This is a genomic window from Novosphingobium terrae (genome assembly GCF_017163935.1).
Taxonomy (GTDB): domain Bacteria; phylum Pseudomonadota; class Alphaproteobacteria; order Sphingomonadales; family Sphingomonadaceae; genus Novosphingobium; species Novosphingobium terrae.
Genome location: NZ_JABVZR010000002.1, coordinates 388405 through 406115, shown reverse-complemented (window position 1 = coordinate 406115; position 17711 = coordinate 388405). Strand labels below are relative to the sequence as shown.

Below are 17711 nucleotides of genomic sequence, written 5' to 3'. Positions count from 1 at the left end.
ATTCAGGCAGGGTCACTTCGCGGCTTCAATTCACTCACGATCACGCCTGCAACGATCAGCAACGCGCCCAACAGCGCGAGGGCAGGGAGCCGGTCCCCGGCGAGGCGACCGACAAGACCGGCCCAGACCGGCTCGCCCGCATAGATGATGGTCGCGCGGGCCGGCGAGACCGAGCGCTGCGCCCAGTTCATGGTCAGCTGGATCATCGCGCTGGCGATGCCAAGGCCGATAGCACTGGCACACCAGATCCATGAAAACGCGGGAATCTGTTCCCCGGCGATCGGCATCATCGCGAAAGACAACAGGCCGGCGGCAAGGAGCTGCACCACCGTGATGCGGGTGGAATCGACCGATCCGGCGAACTGGCTGATCAGCAGAATTTCGGCGGCAATCGCGACTGCGCTCACCACGGTTGCCACTTCGCCGCGTCCCAACCCCACATGAAAGGCATTCGGGCCAGCCAGACAGACCAGCCCCGCAAAGGCGAGCGCGATCCCGGCCCAGGTCATGGCCCGCGGCAAGCGCCGCATCACGCCCCACTGCAGCAGCGGCACCATCGGCACATAAAGCGCGGTCAGAAAGGCCGATGTGCTGCTGTTGATCGTCTTGAGGCCATAGGTTTGCAGCGCATAGCCAAGGAAAATCGCCACGCCGATGGCGGTGCCGGCGACCAGCTCCTTGGCCGTTACCTTCATCAAGGTCTTGCGGAAGATCACAAGGCTCAGCCCGCCCGCCGTCACGAAGCGCAGCCCCACAAAGAACAGCGGTCCGGCATGCGCCATGGCGATATGGACGATCAGGAAGGTTGCCCCCCACAGCGTGGTGATGCCGATCAGGGCCAGTTCCTGAGGCGAGAAAAGGGATTTGCGCTGTGGAGAGATGTGCAACATAATGCGCAGATATGAGCAATATAATGCGCAGTCAAGAAAAGCGTGGCGATGTGCTGGCGCATGTCTCCAGCAATTTGCGTCGCTTGCGCATGGCTGCCGGTTTGAGTCAGGACGCTTTGGCCAAACGGGCCGAGGTCAGCCGCCGCATGATCGTCAGCCTCGAAGGCGGCGACACGAATGTCAGCCTTTCGAGTCTGGACCGGCTGGCGTGGGCGCTCGGCGTCGATTTCGTCGCCATGGTCGCCGACCCGACCGCTGCCACCGAGCGGATCGATGCCACGATGTGGCGCGGGGCGAGCGACGCCAGCATCTCCAAGCTGCTGGGCAGCGTGCCCGCGGCCTCATCCGCGCAGCTTTGGAGCTGGTCGCTTGGCGTCGGCGATACCTATCAGGCCGAGCCGGACCCTGCCGGATGGTCAGAGATGATCTTCGTTCACGAAGGCTGCGTGCGGATCGACAAGCAGGACGGCGCCGTCACGATCAAGGCTGGCGACTTTGCGATTTATGGCAGCGCTCAGGAATTTTCCTATGCCAATGCGGGCGAGACCATCGCCCGTTTTGTGCGTGTGGTGGTCTGTTAGGCCAGAGGCTCAGGCTGCGGCAGGGTCGAGTGTTCCTGCCGCAGCCACACACAGGATCACGCCGAGGGCCAGCAGCATCTCCAGCGAGACGCTGAGGCGCAGGGCCGAAAGGGCCTGTTGCCGGGCCAAAGGCAGGGAGGCCTGCTCCAGTGCGGGCACCAGAAGAAAGCGGTTGCGCGCGGCCAGCAGGAACATGCCGGCAAACAGGCTGAGTTTGGCGATCATCAGCCGCCCATAGGGCGCGTGAGCGATGGCACCCCATGCCCCGGGTGTCGCCAGAAACAACAGATTGCCCAGACCGCTGACGAGCAGCACGCCGACCAGCACGCTGCCGATCAGGGCAAAGCCGCCCAGCGCGCGCGTCAGCTGCGCAAGGATCACGCTGTCCTCACCCGATGCGCGCCACAGCCGGGCGGTGAACAGCAGCAAGGCGCCCACCCAGCCAAGACCGCACCACAGATGGGCGATGTCGCCCGCCAGCCGCGCCATGCCGGGGGCTCCCTGCGAGGCAGCGGCATGGCCGCCCCATACCAGACTGGCTGCTGCCACGCCTGCTACCACGGGCCACGGCGCCAGCGACCGGCTGGACAAGGCGAGGATCAGGCCGATCAGCAAGGCCCCAAGCCGCGTGAGGACACTCCAGCCCAGCGCGGTATGGCAGGCCACCATCATGACCATATCCCGATCGAGATCCTTGATGCCGCTGCCCGCCATCACCGCCATCGCCACAAGGAAGCCCAGCACGCCGATGCCGAGCCCGGCCAGACAGCCGATGCCCAGAACCAGTCGCAATTGCCCACTCATCCGGCGTTCCCCCAGCAGGCTTGCGATAAGGGGAATGCCGAAAACCAGCGCAAGATCGATGAACTGGGCCCAGCGCAGCCAGATCTGAGCCCCTTCCATCACTTGACGGTAAAGGTCAGCTTGCCCGTCACGCGATGGGTATCCGTGGAAACCACGTGCCAGTCGGCCTCATAGGTGCCGGGCGGCAAGGGGCGAGCGACCTTGGCCAGCAGGGTCACACCATCGGGCGCCACGCTGGTCTTCACGCCGGTCATCTTCATGGGCTGGTGGTGATCCATGCCCGGCATACCGGTCATCACCAGATCCATGCCGGACATGGCCGCCATCAGCGGCTCGCTGAAGGTCACGGAAACCTCGGTCACATGGCTGGCGGTGGTGGTGTCGGCGGGCTTGGCCGAAACCAGCCTGGGATGCGCCATGGCGGGGGCGGCAAGGCCCGAAACGGCAAGGCCGGCACACAGCGCGGCGGCAAGAAGAGGATGGCGCATCGAAGAAACTCCCTTTGGTTGCTTATGCGATACGCGGCGGCAGAGCGGGCCCCTCGAAAATAGTGAGCGGGCGTAAAATTGGCGAGGGACGGCGTTGGCGCGCGACGGGTCAGCACCAGTGATGATGCGTCCCTGACAGCAGGGGAGGCTGCGCGTGGCATATGTTGCCGCGCCTGCGGGCCCTTGTGGATGTTCTGACGATTTCGCTGTTTCGCGCAGGCGAGGTGGGCGCATGACCTGCGCCGGTATTCGGTCGACAAAGCGCCTCATGGGGCTTGATTGTTCCCGGGATCGGGATCAAAATTAGGGATGTTAGATGAAGCCACCCAATCGTTGAGCAGACCGCAAAGGCGGTTGCTTCGCCGTATCTACAACGGCCGTACCACCCCCATCATTGCTGATGGGAAGCCATTCCTGACCTATAAAGCCGCCAAGCAATATCTGCAGGGGCTGACCCCGGAAGCGCGTGATGCAGCCTATCTCGAAATGAAGGAAAAGGGGAAATAGGCGCCTGAAAATCAGGAGCGCGGTGTCCATTACGCGCTGATCGTCGAGATGGTGGCGCTGGCCGCAACGATGCAGCGCGCGTTCGGTATGCCGGTCAGAGTGGCCGATGTTTTCGGTTGGAGGCTTCCCGGATTACCTATGGCCATGGCAGCCAGGGTGCGATCCGGGAGCAGCCTTCATCAACGCTTGCGGACGAACTCCGCCCGCAGCACCAGGCCCTTGATGCCGTCGAATTTGCAGTCGATCTCCTGCGCGTCGCCCGTCAGGCGGATGGACTTGATCAGCGTGCCGCGCTTGAGCGTTTGCCCCGCGCCCTTGACGTCGAGATCCTTGATGAGCGTCACCTGATCGCCGTCGGCCAGCAGATTGCCGACAGCATCGCGCACTTCGGGCCGGGATGCGGCATTGCGCCGTTCCGCCAGTTCGGCGGCGGGCATCCATTCGCCGCTTTCCTCATCATACACATAGTTGTCATCGCTGTCTGGCATGCATCGGTTTCCTGCTGTGGTTTCGCCGTTCCCTCGGCCTTATCGAAAGCGTTGTCGACAGAATTTGCGGATATTGGGGCCGTCCGGCATCACCCATGCCGGGCCAAGCGGCGCATGGCCTGCGGGGGCTGGCCAAAGGCCCGAATAAAGGCGCGGCGCATCCGCTCGGGATCGTGAAAGCCAAGTGTGGCGGCGATCTGCTCGATCGGGGCCGGGCTGCTTTCCACACGCTCGCGGGCGACGTCCAGCCGCAAACGCTCGACGGCCTTGGCGGGGCTCATCCCCATGTCACGGGTAAAGGCCCGCGAGAAATTGCGCGGGCTCATCGCGGCCTGCGCGGCCAGCACGTCGATGGTCAGCCGCTGGTCGAGGTGAGCGCGGACCCAGTCAAGCAAGGGGGCGAAATGCGCGCCATCGCCGCCAAGCTCCGCCAGAGCCGAAAATTGCGATTGCCCGCCCGGTCGGCGATAATAGACCACCATATCCTGCGCCACGGCACGCGCCAGATCCTCGCCCAGATCGTCGCCGATCAGCGCCAGCGCCAGATCAATGCCGGCGGTGATCCCCGCCGATGTCCACACATCGCCATCGCGGATATGGATGCGGTCCACGTCAACCGCCACCTTGGGGAACAGGCGCGCCAGCAGCTTGGCCCGGCGCCAATGGGTGGTGGCCCGGCGCCCGTCGAGGGCACCGGCTGAGGCCAGCAGGAAGGCGCCGGAGCAGACGCTGCACAAGCGTCGCACGCGGCCCGCAGCCTGACGGAGGAAGGTGACAACCGCAGGATCGCGCATGGCATCGCGGCTGCCATTGCCCCCCACGACGATCAGCGTGTCGATGGAAAGTGCATCCGCATCAGCGGCGATGGTCTCAAGCGCCACGCCGGAAGAGCTGCGCACCGGCCCGCCCTTGGCCGAAAGCAGTGTCAGCCGATAGGGTGTATCATGCATGCGCCCGGCAATCTCGAAACTGGTGATCGGCCCGCAGGCGTCGAGGAGCTGAAACTCCTCATAAAGGTAAAGGGCGAGGGTGCGAGGCATGGCTTGAATTGAGGGATCATTGTCATTTCGTCAAGCCGTGCCCTGCGCGATGAAGAGGCTGTTCCCCATAAGGAGGCTCTCATGACCGATCAGCCGTTCCGCATCGTCTTTGCCCTGTTCCCCGGCATGACCCAGCTTGATTTCACGGGCCCGCATCAGTTCCTTTCACGGCTGCCGAACAGCGAGACGCTTGTGGCGAGCCGCGATGGCGGCCATGTCGCTGCCGAGGGGCTGGTGTTTGCCGACACGCAGCGCCTGGCTGACATTGCCGCCTGTGACCTGCTCTGCGTTCCCGGCGGGGCCACAGCCACGCAAGTGGCGCTGGATGAGGATTTTGTCGGTGAGGTGCGCCGCCTTGGTCTGGGCGCGCGTTATGTCACCTCGGTGTGCACGGGATCGCTGATTTTGGGAGCGGCAGGCCTGCTGCAGGGCCGGCGTGCCGCCTGCCATTGGGCGTGGCGCCATCTGCTGCCGCTGTTTGGCGCCATACCGGATGCCGGGCGTGTCGTGCGTGATGGCACGGTCATCACCGGCGGCGGGGTGACGGCGGGGATCGATTTCGCGCTGACCGTGCTGGCCGAACTGGGCGGCGTTGCTCTGGCGCAGTCGCTTCAGCTAGGATTGGAATATGCCCCCGCGCCGCCTTTCGAGTCTGGCACGCCCGAGACAGCGCCGCCCGAAATCCTCGCTGCCTATCAGGGGCGCATGGCCGCCATGATGCCCATCCGTGAAGCCGAAGCGCGCCAAGCCGCGTCCCGCCTTGCCCTTCAGGAGATTGTTTGATGAGCCGTCCGCCCCTGCCGCCCTTTACCCCGGAAACCGCCGCGCAAAAGGCCCGTCTGGCCGAGGACGCATGGAACAGCCGCGATCCTGAAAAGGTCGCTCTGGCCTATACGCTCGACAGTCAGTGGCGCAATCGCGCCGATTTTCTAACGGGCCGCACGGAGATCATCGCCTTCCTCTCCCGCAAATGGTCACGCGAACAGGCGTACCGGCTGATCAAGGAGGTCTGGAGCTTTCATGACAACCGGATCGCGGTGCGCTTCGCCTATGAATGGCATGATGAGGGCGGCCAGTGGTGGCGCTCCTATGGCAATGAGAATTGGGAGTTCGACGAGGCTGGTCTGATGCGCCGCCGGATCGCCAGCATCAACGATCTGGCCATCGCACCAGAGGATCGCCTGTTTCATTGGCCGCAGGGTCGCCGCCCCGACGATCATCCCGGCCTGTCGGAGCTGGGCCTGTAAGCCTGACTTTTCCGGACTTGGACGATTGCTCTCGATGGAGAAAGCCCCGTCATTCCGGGCAGACCGCCGCGATCATCGTCCATCGGACCGGAAAAGCTTCAGCGCGGCATATTGTAGCAGCATGATGGTCTTGCCATCCCTGATGGCGCCTGAGTCGATCATGGCCATGGCCTCATCGATGCCGACTTCGAAGGTGGCGATGTCTTCGCCTTCCTCCGCATTGCCGCCGCCAGCGGACAGGCGATCGTCCAGGCGATATTCGCCGACGAAGAAGTGGAGCCTTTCCGTCACCGAACCGGGGCTCATGAAAGCGTCAAAGATCTGGCGCACCTCGCGCACATGGAACCCTGTTTCCTCCTGCGTTTCGGCGCGGATGCGTTCTTCGGGGGCGGCATTGTCCAGCAGGCCTGCCGGCGTTTCGATCAGCAGATCATCATGGCCGTTGACGAAGGCCGGATAACGGAACTGCCGGGTGAGAATGACCGTCCGTCGCTCGGGATCATAGAGCAGGATGGTGGCACCATTCCCGCGATCATAGGTTTCGCGCGATTGCCTTTGCCAGCTGCCATCAGCGCGCTGGAAGGAAAAGGTGGACTTTTTCAGGACATACCAGTCGTCGGCCAGTGTGATGACATCTTCCAGGCGGACACGATGGGCGACAGTCATGACGATCCTTTCGATGGTGATCCGGGGCAGCCAATGAAGGCTCGACCTTGTGTGAAATTTCGTGCAATATCGCGCAGAGTCAAGGAATATCGTGCAAGTGAGGTTTTATGCTGACTTCGGAACGCAAGGCGCTGATCCTCAAGACCCTTCAGCAGGAGGGCAGGCTGATCGCCAAGCGCTTCAGCCAGCAGGTCGATGTGTCTGAAGACACGATACGCCGGGATTTGCGTGAACTTGCACGCGAAGGTCTGTTGCAGCGGGTGCATGGCGGGGCTTTGCCGGCCTCCTCGGCGATCGCGGATTTCGCCGCGCGTGAGCGGCTGGAGTCCGCGGCCAAGACCGGCCTTGGCAAGGCGGGGGCCAGCCTGATTCAACCGGGCCAGATCGTCTTTCTCGATGGCGGCACGACCAATGTTCAGCTCGCCCGCCATCTGCCCCGGGGCCTGCAGGCGACCATCGTCACGCACAGCCCCAGCATCGCGATCGAACTTGTCGATCACCCCGGCATCGATGTCGAGATCATCGGCGGGCGGCTTTTCAAACATTCCATCGTCGCGGTGGGCGCGTCGAGCGCCGAGGCCATTGCGCGCATCCGTTTCGACGCCTTTTTCATGGGCGCAACCGGCCTCCATCCGGACACCGGCGTGACGACGGGAGATCCGGAAGAGGCCGCGATCAAGCGGCTGATCGCGCGCCAATCGGCGGAAACGATCCTGCTGGCCACGCGGGAAAAGCTTGGAGCCGCATCCTCCTATCGCATTATGCCGCTGGACGAGGTGGACACGCTGGTGATCGAACCGATGCTGCCACCCGAACTGCTGGAGCCTTTCGACGCCCTCAAGATCAACATGGTTGAAGCCTGATGGCTCAGGCGACGCCATGCAGGCATCCGACCGATGCCGGATGCCTGCACGGTCAAGGTCAGCCGAAGGAAACGGGGCCTACGGCGCCATACCAGTGCTTCACCTTAGCGGGATCAGCCTCATCCATCTGGAAGAAGTGAGTCATGGTGGGGTGAACGGCGGGCCCGCCATCGTCAGGTGTCATCGTTACCCGGCCGCGAAACACTTTCAGGCGCGGGCTGTCCCAATATTCCAGCACATCGTGATGGGCGGTGAAGCCGGTGTCGATGAATTTGCGCAGATTGTCACGGATCGCCTCGCGGCCATGCCAGTCCGCCACGCCAAGGTTGCAGACCGCATCCACGGCGAGGCAATCGAAGCCCGATCCCCATGTCTTGTTGTCGATCTCGCGCCAGAAAGCCATCAGCCAGTCAGGCGCTTCGGTTTTGGTGAATGTCACTTGCATTGCGGTTTTCTCTCTTGCCAGAGGGGTTCTGCCCACAGCAGGCAGCGGCAGAAAGGCCAGGGTGACGGCAGCACCCAACACGGTTCGACGATCCAAAGCTTCATATCTCATCGTATGACCCATTCCATTGCTGTTGCGGACAGGAGCTGGCTAGGGCGCTTGCGGGCGGCTCTCAATTACGTGAGAGGTCATTGCCATGCGCCGCGCGCATGGATTAGCCATCGCTCTGCCCGAGGCGGTCGGGTGCGATCATCAAGGGAGAAACCGGCTTGCCTTCCATCCAGCATGGCACCGATCGGCGGCGTGGCGGTGAGCTTGGCGCTTTGCTGCGCAGCTGGCGCTCGACACGGGGCAAAAGCCAGCTTGATCTTGCGCTGGATGCCAACCTGTCCCAGCGCCATCTCAGCTTTATCGAGAGCGGGCGCAGCGCGCCGGGGCGCGAAACTCTGGTCGCGATCGCCGAGGCACTGGATATCCCCCTGCGCGATCGCAATGCGTTGCTGCTCGCGGCGGGCTATGCCCCGCTCTATCGCGAGGCCGCGTGGGATGCGCCTCAGCTGCAAAGCGTGACGGCGGCGGTTGACCGTATGCTCAGACTGCAGGAGCCTTATCCGGCGGTGTTGATGGACCGCTATTGGAACGTTCTGGCGGCCAATGATGCGACCCTGCGCTTTTTCGGCCTGTTCATCGATATGGCCGCACGGCCGGCACCCCGTAACATTCTGCATCTGATGTTCGATCCGGCGGGGATGCGCCCCTTCATCTGCGATTGGGACCGTGTGTCGGCCTCGCTGCTGACGCGGGTCCGGCGCGAAGCAGTGGGCGGGGTGATCGACGCGCGTCTGCAGTCCTTGATCGCGGCGCTGGAGGCCTATCCGCCGGTCGAGGGCCCTGCGGCCCGGAGCATGACGGTGGAGGATGAAGCCCTGCCGATGATCCCGCTCGGCTTCGAGAAGGATGGCATGCGGTTGCGCTATTTCTCGATGGTCTCCACCCTTGGCACGCCTGCGGAGATCAATGCTCAGGAATTGCGGGTGGAATGCATGTTTCCGGCTGATGAGATCACGCAAGCGCGGCATGTGGCCTTGATGTCTTCACCGTCAGGCGCGTGATCGCAGGCCTTTCAGTCCTTTAGCTCCAGCAGAATGCCGCGCAGATGATCGATGGCCGCATCCGCCGGGCGCCCGCCATCATGCAGATTGACGCTGATCGGCAAGGCCTGAGGAACGGATAGCGGCTCGTCCCATGCCGCGATGCCTTGCGGCATATCATCCACCGCGCGAAAGGTGACGCCAAGTCCAGCGCGCACCGCAGCCCACAGCGCCGCCACGCTGTGTCCCGTAAAGGCAATCCGCCATGGAATGCCTGCTGCTTCCAACTGATCGATGGCCGCCTTTCTGAAGCGGCAGGGCGAGGGCAGAACGGCAAGCTCGACCCTTTCGTCCGGCGTGAAGGTGCCGCCCACGGCGCCAAGCCAGCGCTGGGGCAAGGCGCGCCAGGGCATCGCATCGATCCGGCCATCGCCGCCAAAGGTCAGCACAAGATCCAGAGCGCCGCGATCGAGCGCCTCGAAAAGGGCGCTGGCGCGGTCGACGCAGACTTCAAGCACGATCTGGGGATGGGCGCGCTGAAAGGAGGCCAGCATGGCGGGAAGCCAGCTCTCGGCCAGATCGCCCACCACGCCGAACCGAACCTGTCCTGCCAGAGCATAGTTGCCGAGCGCGGCCATGGCCTCGTCATTCAGGGCGAGCAGGCGCCTTGCATAGGCCAGCACAGTGTCGCCTGCGGGTGTGAGGACAAGTTGCCGTCCGTCGCGACGTGTCAAAGGCTGACCGGCCTGTTCTTCGAGTTTGCGCAATTGCTGGCTGACAGCCGATTGCGAGCGGTTGAGCACCTCGGCCGCGCGGTTGAAGCCGCCCAGATCCTGCGCGGCGACGAAACTGCGCAGGCAATCCAGATCGAAGTGGGATGGCATTCCAGTTTCGCCTTTCTGAACAGTGACTTCAGAAATGGACGTTATTCGAAGTGACCTGCGGGCGATAGACCTCTCGTCATGCGCAACCGGAAACCGGATGGCGCTTGCTTGTGAGGATGATGATGGCGAAAATGATGAAGGTGGTGATGGTGGCCGGCCTGTGCCTGTCCGGGACTGCACAGGCTTCTCCCGCCGGATCGCACGGCTCGGAGTTGGCTGGGACATGGATTTTGACGGCTGCCGACACGCTCTATCCCGATGGGCATCGTGTCCACGGCTTTGGCGATCATCCCGAAGGGCGGATGATGGTGGATCGACAAGGGCGCTACACCATTGAGATCTATCGCGCCGCAGCGGTCAATTTTGCCTCTGGCACCAAGGCGGGTGGCTCTTCGGAAGAATTCCGGGACGCCATGTTGCGTAACAGTGTGCATTATGGCCATGTTTCACTGGATCACGCCAGTCATCACATCATCTTCGATGTCGAGCTTTCAGTTTTTCCCAATTGGGAAGGGAAAAGGCAAACGCGCGATTACACGTTGAAAGGAGACCGCCTTGTCTATCAGGTTCCGGCTTCGGCCACGGGAGACGGAACGATCGCCATATCCGAATGGCAAAAGCTGGCGGACGACCGGTAAACCCGGGCTTGCCTGACGTGCAGGGGGTGAGGGCCGGTGGCGCTTATCAGCGCCGCCGGTCGCGCCGTATAGGGCACGCCGGTTTGATGCCCGGATGCGCGAGCATGGCGCCAGCCGCGTGATTGGCCCAATCAGCATTCTTCATCATGCTTGGATTTTTTGCATCACCTCATGGCAAGGCGACGCCTTTAAGAAAAGTCCCAGGATGCCGTCAAAAAAATGGTCAGCGGAACGCTTGAACCGGGCAGTCAGGGAGATTTACCATGGTGCGCACCTTATTTTCGAGCGTGGCGTTTGTCGCCCTTATCGCGGGCGCCCAGGCAAGCCATGCGCAAAGCGCCGCTCCATCGCCCGAAAGCACCGCCAAGGATACAGCCGCCAAAAGCGGGGCCGCCAATGGTAGCGACCCCAAGGGCAATGACCACGGCTTGCAGGAGATCGTGGTCACGGCCACCCGCCGCGCCGTCAATCTGCAAAAGGTTGCGGCCACTGTGGAGGCCGTCCCGGCAGTCGCACTTAAGGATTACAACATCAACAGCGTCCTGCAACTGCCCAATCTGGTATCGGGTCTGGTCGTGACACCGGCGGGGGGCAACAACCTCTATATGCGCGGTATTGGTTCGACGAGCACCGGTTACAATGAAGCACAGGTCGCGGTCTATATTGACGGGCTTTATCTGGCCAACCCGGCCATGGGCGTCTATTCCTTCAACAACATCGATCAGATCGAAGTTCTCAAAGGCCCTCAAGGTACGCTCTATGGCCGTAACGTTACCGGCGGCCTGATCGGCGTCACCACGCGTGATCCCGGCCATACGACCCATGTCGATGCGTCCGTCGGTTACGCCAACTACAACACCTTCTCGACCAACTTCTATGGCACGACTGCGCTGACCAGCAATCTGGCGGCCAATCTGGCCGTCTTCCATTCCCGGCAGGCCGATGGCTGGAGCACCAATACCTTCAACGGTCATGACAATCAGAAATCGACCGAAACCGGCGTAGAGGGCAAGCTGGCATGGGAGCCGGGCCCCAGGACGCGCGTCGTCGCCAGCATGATCTACGACTACAACAACCGCGATCTGGGCCTGTCCTACGAGGTTTATCCGGGCACAGTCGGCACCGATGGCACGGTCAATCAGGGCAAGTACCGTAACGCCTCGCGGATCGATCCCTCGGCGCCGTTCCGCTCTTATATCGGCTCGCTCAAGGTCACGCAGGATCTGGGTTTTGCCAAGCTGATGAGCATGACCGGCTATCAGCACAGCGCCTCGACGGTGACGTTCCAGGGTGGCCTGCCAATCCTGGGCCAGCCCGTCACGGGGCAAAGCGCGACTTATGATGCTTTCTATGAAACCAGCCGGACCTGGAGTCAGGAGCTGCAATTGACCTCGGCGCCATCCTCGTCGCGGCTCGATTGGGTGGCCGGTGCCTTTTACTACAATGATCACCAATATTTGCAGCTCGATACATGGTTCACCTGTGTGGCGAACAATTGCGTGCCCAATCCCACCAATTCGATCAGCCTGACGCCCAACCGCAATGCAGGCTCGCCCTCGACGGAATCGCTGTCGGCCTATGGTGATCTGACTTATCGCTTTTTCTCCGCGACCCGGGTGACGGCGGGGCTGCGCTATACCGATGAAACCAAGAAGCTGAGCGGTTTCGTGGCGCCTTTGGCAGGTTTCCCCAATTCGGTGACGACCTTGCCCGTCGCCGCGACCGCCACGACGCCGGGTGGCGTCTATTATCCGGGTCAGCCTTTCCCCAATTTCCCCAACGGCATCCCGACGCGCCTGCACTTCGACAAGCTGACCTATCGCTTTGTGCTGGCGCAGGACATCACCGACCATGTGCATGCCTATGCCTCATACAATCTTGGTTTCAAATCGGGGGCCTTCAACGCCAATTCATTCAACAATCCGCCCGCGCAACCTGAATTGCTGTGGGCCAGCGAGGCTGGGGTGAAGTCGGAACTGTTCGATCATCATCTGCGGCTCAATCTCGCCTATTTCCATTACAACTATCAGAATGTGCAGGTTCGCTCGCAGGCAGCTCCAGCTCTCCCCGGATCTCCGATCCTGGAAAATGCCGCGCGCGAAAAGCTTGATGGCGTCGATGGTGACTTCAGCTTTACGCCGCTGTCGGGGCTGGTCATCAACGGCAGCTTCGAATTCCTGCGCGCCAAATATGCCGATTTCCCCGGTGCTGCCTGCGTCACCCCGGGCACGAAGGTTGTGAACGGCGTCACCGTGGGGGCCAATGTCACCACAATTTGCAACCTTGCCGGTTATGACGTGCCTTTCGCGGCGCCCTTTTCCGGTGCGCTGGGTCTGGTCTACACGCTGAACACACCGGCAGGAAAATTCGCGCTGAGCGCCAATGATCACTACAATTCGCGCTATTCCATGGTGGCCGATGGCAGCATGTGGCAGAACAGCCACCATCTGATCGACATGTCGCTCAATTGGACGTCTCCTTCGAAGCGCTATGATGTGAACCTGTTCGTTCGCAATCTCACCAAGCAATACACCTATGCGGTCGCCACGGAATCCAGCAACTTCACGGTTGTGCCCGGTGCTCCACGCACTTTCGGCGCGACGCTTGGCGTTCATCTCTGATCGACCGCAACGAATATTTCAAAAGGGGAGGGTTGATGGCAGCCGATCGACGCATGGGCCAGGTGGTGGCGGTTGCGGCGGCGGTGGCCATCGCCCCGGGCATCTTGCCCGGCCGCGTCCTGCCGCTTCAGTTGGCGGGACATGGCCCTCTGGCGGGGGCGAGGGGGGCCTCGCTCCCGCCCTTCAACATTGAAAGGTCCATGGCATGAGCTTGCAAGGCAAACGAGGCTTGACGATGGCGGCTCTGGCCATGGCCAGCGCGCTGGCAGGACCTGCTCTGGCGGCGCCGATCACCATGAAAGCCTTCATGGACAATCGGTTGGAGCGCTTTGATGCGCTCAAGGCGGGGGACCCCGATCAGCCCGCCCGGATTGAGGCGGCCAAGGCACGCACCGCCCAAATGGTCGCAGCGGCAGGGCCAATCGGCGGCGTGGATGCCGCTCCGGTGGTCTGGCACGCGTATGACAAGCCGATCGTGATCTTCGAAGATCCGGTGGCGCCGCGCATGGTCGTCATTCCGGCAGGCGAGATCACCATCGGCAGCGGCGTCGGCAAGGGCAGGGCGCGCCGACGGTTCCGCATGTCCGAACCTGTCGCGATCGGGCTGTTTCCGGTGGTCGTGGGGGAATTCGCGACTTTCGTGGCCGAAACGGGCTATCAGGCGGCATCGCATTGCACCACGATCAGCGATGATGCGCTACGCGCGATGCCGGACCGCGATTGGCGCAATCCGGGCGTCACGGCTACGCCACGCGATCCGGTGACCTGTGTGGCCTATGCCGATGCTCTGGCCTATGCCGCATGGCTGTCCAAGAAGACCGGGCGTCTCTATCGCCTGCCCACCAGCGCGGAGTATGAATATGCCAACCGCGCGGGCACGGCGACGACCTATTGGTGGGGCAATGAGGCCGCAGACGCCTGCACCTATGCCAATGGCTATGATCAGGATGGCCTGACCTATCGCGGTGCCCCCGTCCGGCTGGCCTGCCATGATGGGCGCGCGACGGCGGCACCTGTCGGCACCTACAAGCCCAATGGCTTTGGTCTGTTCGACATGAGCGGCAATGTGGAATCCTGGACAAGCGATTGCGCCGATGCCTCATGCCGCCGCCGGGTGCTGCGCGGCGGATCATGGCAGGGTGGCGATCTGGCGGCGGCTGGCCTTGCGACAGCGCCGGGTGATCAGGCCACCTCGTGGCGTGGCTTTCGTCTGGTTCGAGTTCTTTAGCCGCTTTCCTGCCCCATCGCATGCGGGCTGGCCACCAAGATGCCGCGCCGACCCAGGGGGCAGATCGGCGCGGGGCCCGCTGACCATTACAAGGAGGTAGTTTCATGAATGAGCGTGATTCCGAAAGCCTTGCGGCGATCCGGAATGTCGTGGAAGACTGGGTCATCTTTCGTGACGGGGGGTTTTACGATCGTCTGCTCGATCTGTGGCATGACGATGGCCGGATGATGACCACCTGGGCGCAGGTTTCGGCGGTCGATTTCGTGGCACGGTCGCGCGAAGCCTTCGGGCGCGGCGCGATGATCCAGCATTTTCTGGGCGGCAGCCATGTCGATATTGTCGGCCAGCGCGCGATTGCCCAGACCAAGACGACCATCACGCAGCGCGGCGAGGTGGAGGGCGTGCTGTGCGATGCCACCTGCTTTGGCCGCTTTTACGATTTTTTCGAGTGCCGTCAGGGCCAATGGAAGCTGGCGCTGCGTCAGCCGATCTATGAGCGCGACCGCCTTGATCCGGTGACGCCGGGGGCGCTGCCTCAGCTGGATCTGGCGTTGCTTGGCAGCTTCCCGGACGGTTACCGGCATCTGGCCTATATGCAGGCGGGGCTTGGCATGGTGGTCAAGACCGATATGCCGGGGTTGCGCGGGCCCGAGGTCGAGGCGCTGTATGCCAGAGGAGAGGCATGGCTGGCTGGCCGGTGACGAATATTTGATATCATGCTTTCCATTATGTGATCACTGCGCCTTGCGGTTGTATCATTACGATGGGGGCGAAGCTGAGGCTCCTGCTCCCCGCAGCAGGATGGGAAACCAGCATGGCGCTTCAGCCGGGGCCGGATGCGTCCAATGGGACGGACGGACATTGCACATGACCGGACGATGACGAGGCCGCAGGAGCGGCCCGGATCGTCCTGCCACTCATATCGAGTGTTTTGGGGAGGAACAGGATGAACAGAAAGCTATGGATGCTCGCGCTGACGACCGGCATAGCCGGTCCGGGCGTGGTTGCGGCGCAGACCGCTGCTCCGGCGAACCAGACCGGGACGACGGCGCAGGCTGCAGCCCCCACCCCGGGGGTGCAGGATATTCTGGTGACCGCGACGCGGCGCTCGGAAAGCCTGCAGAAGGTTCCGGTCAATGTGATCGCCGTGCAGGGCGCGCGTCTTGACTCGCTGCGGATCGCCAACACCGCCGATCTGCCTCAGTTGGCCCCGGGCCTGACCATCGTGCGCAGCGGCGGCATCATTCCCTTTATTCGCGGCGTGGGCACCGCGACATCGGGTTTTACCACGGAAATTCCTGTCGCGGTCTATCTTGATGGCGTCTATCAGCCCAATGCCTCGGCCGGGTTGTTCTCCTTCAACAACATCGAGCGGATCGAGGTGCTCAAGGGCCCGCAAGGCACGCTCTACGGGCGCAATTCGACCGGCGGCCTGATCAATGTCATCACCCGTGAGCCCGGCGACAAGCCGCGCCTCGACGCATCGGTCTCTTACGGCAATTACAACACCGTGGATTTCAAATTCTACGGATCGACGCCTTTGACGCCGAACCTGGCCTTCAACGTGGCCGCCGCCTATTCCAATCAGGGCGACGGCTATGCCAAAAACGTCTATACCGGCGATGATGTGATGAAAGCGCGCAGCGGCGGGGTGCAGGCCAAGCTGAAATGGAACCCCGGCCCGGATACGGAGATTTCGCTGCGCGGGCTCTACAATTACAACAAGAGCGATTTCGGTCTGGCGTTCCAGATCCTGCCCGGCACGGTGGCCGCCGATGGCACGCGTCCGCAGGGCGAATACCGCACCGATACGCGGCGCGATCCTTTCGCCGAACTCAATCAGTATAACGTCAACCTCAAGATCGAGCAGCGGCTGAGCTTCGCCCGGCTGATCAGCCTGACCAGCTACAGCCATGCGCGCCAGCCGCTGATGTTCACCCAGAGCGGCGATCCCGGCAATCCGGTGCTGGGCCAGTCGGCCATCGAGAACAACCAGACCGGCGCCGACCGGTCGATCACACAAGAGTTTCAGCTGACCTCCGACAGCCCGGCCTCGCGGCTCAAATGGGTGGCGGGCGCCTTCTATTTCAATGACAACACGACGATCGTGAATGCGGCCTACAGCACCTGCGTCGGCACGGTCTGCGCGGCGGCTCCGCTGCCGGTGCAGACCAATGCGCTGGCCACGACGCGCTCCTATTCCGGCTATGGCGAGGGCACCTACAGCATCACGCATGGCACGCGGCTGACCCTTGGGCTGCGTTACACCAGCGACGAGAAAGCCCTGTCGGGCACAACCATACCTTTCGCGGGGCAGCCCAACACACCCACCGTTCTGCCTGCCACGACAGTGGTGCATCCTGGTGACCCCTATGCGGGCAATCCCAGCGGGATCGCCACCCATTCAACCTTCGCCAAGGTGACGTGGCGCGCGGTTCTCGCGCAGGATTTTACCGATGATATCAACGGTTACCTGTCCTACAACCGCGGGTTCAAATCGGGGACCTACAACCCGACGGCGTTCAACAATCCGGCCTCGAAACCCGAAGTGCTCGATGCGTTTGCCGCAGGTGTGAAATCGCGCCTGATCGATCGCTTGCTGACGCTGAACATCGAGGGTTTCTATTATAATTACAAGGATATCCAGCTGCGCTCCACCGCGCCGCCGGCGCCTCCGGGCGGTTCGCTGCTGGTCAATGCGGGCAAGGCGCGGGTCAAGGGGCTGGATGTCGATCTGGTGCTGACGCCGGTGAGCAATCTGACCTTCACCGGCAATATGGAATTGCTCGACGCCCATTACACCAGCTTTGTCGGCGGCACTTGCGTGAAGGCGCAGGTGATCGGCGGGGCCATTCTGGGCGGATTTTCGGCATCGCCATGCGATCTGAGCGGCGCCAGGCTGATCCAGTCACCCACGCTGTCGTTCAACATCGGCGCGAGCTACACGATTGAATCGAACATCGGCGACTTTACGCTCGTCGCCAACGATTCCTACAAATCGCGCTATGTCTTCGTGGCCGATGGTTCGATCAGCAACGCACCTTACCATCTGGTCAATGCATCCTTGACATGGAAAGCGCCCAACAAACGCTATGACATTCAGGCCTTCGTCAAGAATTTGACCAATTCATATTATTACACCGGTGGCGCGGCTGCGGTTGGTGGCAACCAACTCTATACCGCCGGCTCTCCCCGGACCTATGGCGTTCAGGTCGGGGTTCATTTCTGAC

20 protein-coding genes are annotated in these 17711 nt (G+C 62.4%); 12 read left to right on the top strand and 8 right to left on the bottom strand.

Features of this window, described 5'->3' with window-relative positions; genetic code table 11:
• Positions 1-2: 2 nt before the first annotated feature.
• Entirely contained in the window at positions 3-890 is an 888-nt protein-coding gene (locus HGK27_RS20435) for a DMT family transporter (protein ID WP_206244680.1), read from the bottom strand.
• Between the two features lie 11 nt (positions 891-901).
• Between HGK27_RS20435 and HGK27_RS20430 the strand changes: the two genes are divergently transcribed.
• Positions 902-1471, top strand: coding sequence for a helix-turn-helix domain-containing protein (locus tag HGK27_RS20430; protein WP_206244679.1), 570 nt, complete (start codon positions 902-904; stop codon positions 1469-1471).
• A gap of 9 nt (positions 1472-1480) precedes the next feature.
• On the opposite strand, the gene HGK27_RS20425 is transcribed toward HGK27_RS20430, so the two are convergent.
• The gene (locus HGK27_RS20425; protein WP_206244678.1) at positions 1481-2374 is read right to left on the bottom strand and encodes a CopD family protein; all 894 of its coding nucleotides are present in this window, start codon (positions 2372-2374) and stop codon (positions 1481-1483) included.
• Positions 2374-2763: a copper homeostasis periplasmic binding protein CopC gene (copC, locus tag HGK27_RS20420; protein WP_206244677.1), complete on the bottom strand. Its 390-nt coding sequence runs from the start codon at positions 2761-2763 to the stop codon at positions 2374-2376. Before copC ends, HGK27_RS20425 begins: the two co-directional genes overlap by 1 nt.
• A gap of 309 nt (positions 2764-3072) precedes the next feature.
• On the opposite strand from copC, the gene HGK27_RS20415 reads away from it, so the two are divergent.
• Entirely contained in the window at positions 3073-3270 is a 198-nt protein-coding gene (locus HGK27_RS20415; RefSeq protein ID WP_206244676.1) for a hypothetical protein, read from the top strand.
• A 179-nt stretch (positions 3271-3449) separates the two neighbouring features.
• Here HGK27_RS20415 and HGK27_RS20410 read toward each other — a convergent pair whose 3' ends face one another.
• Positions 3450-3758, bottom strand: coding sequence for an alkylphosphonate utilization protein (locus tag HGK27_RS20410; RefSeq protein ID WP_206244675.1), 309 nt, complete (start codon positions 3756-3758; stop codon positions 3450-3452).
• An 89-nt stretch (positions 3759-3847) separates the two neighbouring features.
• Complete coding sequence (locus tag HGK27_RS20405) at positions 3848-4798, bottom strand: GlxA family transcriptional regulator (protein ID WP_206244674.1); 951 nt, start codon at positions 4796-4798, stop codon at positions 3848-3850.
• Positions 4799-4879: 81 nt separating this feature from the next.
• On the opposite strand from HGK27_RS20405, the gene HGK27_RS20400 reads away from it, so the two are divergent.
• On the top strand, positions 4880-5581 hold the full coding sequence (locus tag HGK27_RS20400; RefSeq protein ID WP_206244673.1) for a DJ-1/PfpI family protein: 702 nt from the start codon (positions 4880-4882) through the stop codon (positions 5579-5581).
• A complete protein-coding gene (locus HGK27_RS20395) occupies positions 5581-6045 on the top strand; it encodes a nuclear transport factor 2 family protein (protein WP_206244672.1) in 465 nt (154 codons plus the stop codon). The genes HGK27_RS20400 and HGK27_RS20395 overlap by 1 nt, the downstream gene beginning before the upstream one ends.
• 72 nt (positions 6046-6117) lie before the next feature.
• On the opposite strand, the gene HGK27_RS20390 is transcribed toward HGK27_RS20395, so the two are convergent.
• A complete protein-coding gene (locus HGK27_RS20390) occupies positions 6118-6711 on the bottom strand; it encodes an NUDIX domain-containing protein (RefSeq protein ID WP_206244671.1) in 594 nt (197 codons plus the stop codon).
• Positions 6712-6818: 107 nt separating this feature from the next.
• On the opposite strand from HGK27_RS20390, the gene HGK27_RS20385 reads away from it, so the two are divergent.
• Positions 6819-7574, top strand: a complete 756-nt coding sequence (locus HGK27_RS20385; protein WP_206244670.1) for a DeoR/GlpR family DNA-binding transcription regulator — start codon at positions 6819-6821, stop codon at positions 7572-7574.
• Positions 7575-7632: 58 nt separating this feature from the next.
• On the opposite strand, the gene HGK27_RS20380 is transcribed toward HGK27_RS20385, so the two are convergent.
• Positions 7633-8019, bottom strand: coding sequence for a nuclear transport factor 2 family protein (locus HGK27_RS20380; protein WP_206244669.1), 387 nt, complete (start codon positions 8017-8019; stop codon positions 7633-7635).
• 269 nt (positions 8020-8288) lie between these two features.
• Here HGK27_RS20380 and HGK27_RS20375 point away from each other — a divergent pair, with 269 nt between their 5' ends.
• On the top strand, positions 8289-9131 hold the full coding sequence (locus HGK27_RS20375; protein ID WP_241127672.1) for a helix-turn-helix domain-containing protein: 843 nt from the start codon (positions 8289-8291) through the stop codon (positions 9129-9131).
• Between the two features lie 11 nt (positions 9132-9142).
• Here HGK27_RS20375 and HGK27_RS20370 read toward each other — a convergent pair whose 3' ends face one another.
• On the bottom strand, positions 9143-9994 hold the full coding sequence (locus HGK27_RS20370; RefSeq protein WP_206244668.1) for a LysR substrate-binding domain-containing protein: 852 nt from the start codon (positions 9992-9994) through the stop codon (positions 9143-9145).
• A gap of 146 nt (positions 9995-10140) precedes the next feature.
• Here HGK27_RS20370 and HGK27_RS20365 point away from each other — a divergent pair, with 146 nt between their 5' ends.
• From HGK27_RS20365 to HGK27_RS20340, 6 genes are all read left to right on the top strand, one after another.
• Positions 10141-10632: a lipocalin-like domain-containing protein gene (locus HGK27_RS20365; protein ID WP_241127671.1), complete on the top strand. Its 492-nt coding sequence runs from the start codon at positions 10141-10143 to the stop codon at positions 10630-10632.
• A 263-nt stretch (positions 10633-10895) separates the two neighbouring features.
• Entirely contained in the window at positions 10896-13253 is a 2358-nt protein-coding gene (locus HGK27_RS20360) for a TonB-dependent receptor (protein WP_206244667.1), read from the top strand.
• A gap of 35 nt (positions 13254-13288) precedes the next feature.
• On the top strand, positions 13289-13462 hold the full coding sequence (locus HGK27_RS20355) for a hypothetical protein (RefSeq protein ID WP_206244666.1): 174 nt from the start codon (positions 13289-13291) through the stop codon (positions 13460-13462).
• Positions 13459-14481 (top strand): SUMF1/EgtB/PvdO family nonheme iron enzyme, encoded by a 1023-nt coding sequence (locus tag HGK27_RS20350; RefSeq protein WP_206244665.1) that lies wholly within the window; start codon positions 13459-13461, stop codon positions 14479-14481. Before HGK27_RS20355 ends, HGK27_RS20350 begins: the two co-directional genes overlap by 4 nt.
• A gap of 104 nt (positions 14482-14585) precedes the next feature.
• Entirely contained in the window at positions 14586-15182 is a 597-nt protein-coding gene (locus HGK27_RS20345; protein WP_206244664.1) for a nuclear transport factor 2 family protein, read from the top strand.
• Between the two features lie 245 nt (positions 15183-15427).
• Positions 15428-17710, top strand: coding sequence for a TonB-dependent receptor (locus HGK27_RS20340; RefSeq protein WP_206244663.1), 2283 nt, complete (start codon positions 15428-15430; stop codon positions 17708-17710).
• Position 17711: the final 1 nt, after the last annotated feature.

Excerpts from the sequence above, each read along its gene's own strand:
- HGK27_RS20435 (WP_206244680.1), bottom strand. The coding sequence starts at position 890 with ATGTTGCACATCTCTCCACAGCGCAAATCCCTTTTCTCGCCTCAGGAA.
- HGK27_RS20355 (WP_206244666.1), top strand. The coding sequence starts at position 13,289 with ATGGCAGCCGATCGACGCATGGGCCAGGTGGTGGCGGTTGCGGCGGCG.
- HGK27_RS20395 (WP_206244672.1), top strand. The coding sequence starts at position 5,581 with ATGAGCCGTCCGCCCCTGCCGCCCTTTACCCCGGAAACCGCCGCGCAA.
- HGK27_RS20380 (WP_206244669.1), bottom strand. The coding sequence starts at position 8,019 with ATGCAAGTGACATTCACCAAAACCGAAGCGCCTGACTGGCTGATGGCT.
- HGK27_RS20340 (WP_206244663.1), top strand. The coding sequence starts at position 15,428 with ATGAACAGAAAGCTATGGATGCTCGCGCTGACGACCGGCATAGCCGGT.
- HGK27_RS20425 (WP_206244678.1), bottom strand. The coding sequence starts at position 2,374 with ATGGAAGGGGCTCAGATCTGGCTGCGCTGGGCCCAGTTCATCGATCTT.
- HGK27_RS20345 (WP_206244664.1), top strand. The coding sequence starts at position 14,586 with ATGAATGAGCGTGATTCCGAAAGCCTTGCGGCGATCCGGAATGTCGTG.
- HGK27_RS20370 (WP_206244668.1), bottom strand. The coding sequence starts at position 9,994 with ATGCCATCCCACTTCGATCTGGATTGCCTGCGCAGTTTCGTCGCCGCG.
- HGK27_RS20365 (WP_241127671.1), top strand. The coding sequence starts at position 10,141 with ATGGTGGCCGGCCTGTGCCTGTCCGGGACTGCACAGGCTTCTCCCGCC.
- HGK27_RS20415 (WP_206244676.1), top strand. The coding sequence starts at position 3,073 with ATGTTAGATGAAGCCACCCAATCGTTGAGCAGACCGCAAAGGCGGTTG.
- HGK27_RS20350 (WP_206244665.1), top strand. The coding sequence starts at position 13,459 with ATGAGCTTGCAAGGCAAACGAGGCTTGACGATGGCGGCTCTGGCCATG.
- HGK27_RS20360 (WP_206244667.1), top strand. The coding sequence starts at position 10,896 with ATGGTGCGCACCTTATTTTCGAGCGTGGCGTTTGTCGCCCTTATCGCG.
- HGK27_RS20405 (WP_206244674.1), bottom strand. The coding sequence starts at position 4,798 with ATGCCTCGCACCCTCGCCCTTTACCTTTATGAGGAGTTTCAGCTCCTC.
- HGK27_RS20385 (WP_206244670.1), top strand. The coding sequence starts at position 6,819 with ATGCTGACTTCGGAACGCAAGGCGCTGATCCTCAAGACCCTTCAGCAG.
- HGK27_RS20410 (WP_206244675.1), bottom strand. The coding sequence starts at position 3,758 with ATGCCAGACAGCGATGACAACTATGTGTATGATGAGGAAAGCGGCGAA.
- HGK27_RS20400 (WP_206244673.1), top strand. The coding sequence starts at position 4,880 with ATGACCGATCAGCCGTTCCGCATCGTCTTTGCCCTGTTCCCCGGCATG.
- copC (WP_206244677.1), bottom strand. The coding sequence starts at position 2,763 with ATGCGCCATCCTCTTCTTGCCGCCGCGCTGTGTGCCGGCCTTGCCGTT.
- HGK27_RS20390 (WP_206244671.1), bottom strand. The coding sequence starts at position 6,711 with ATGACTGTCGCCCATCGTGTCCGCCTGGAAGATGTCATCACACTGGCC.
- HGK27_RS20430 (WP_206244679.1), top strand. The coding sequence starts at position 902 with ATGAGCAATATAATGCGCAGTCAAGAAAAGCGTGGCGATGTGCTGGCG.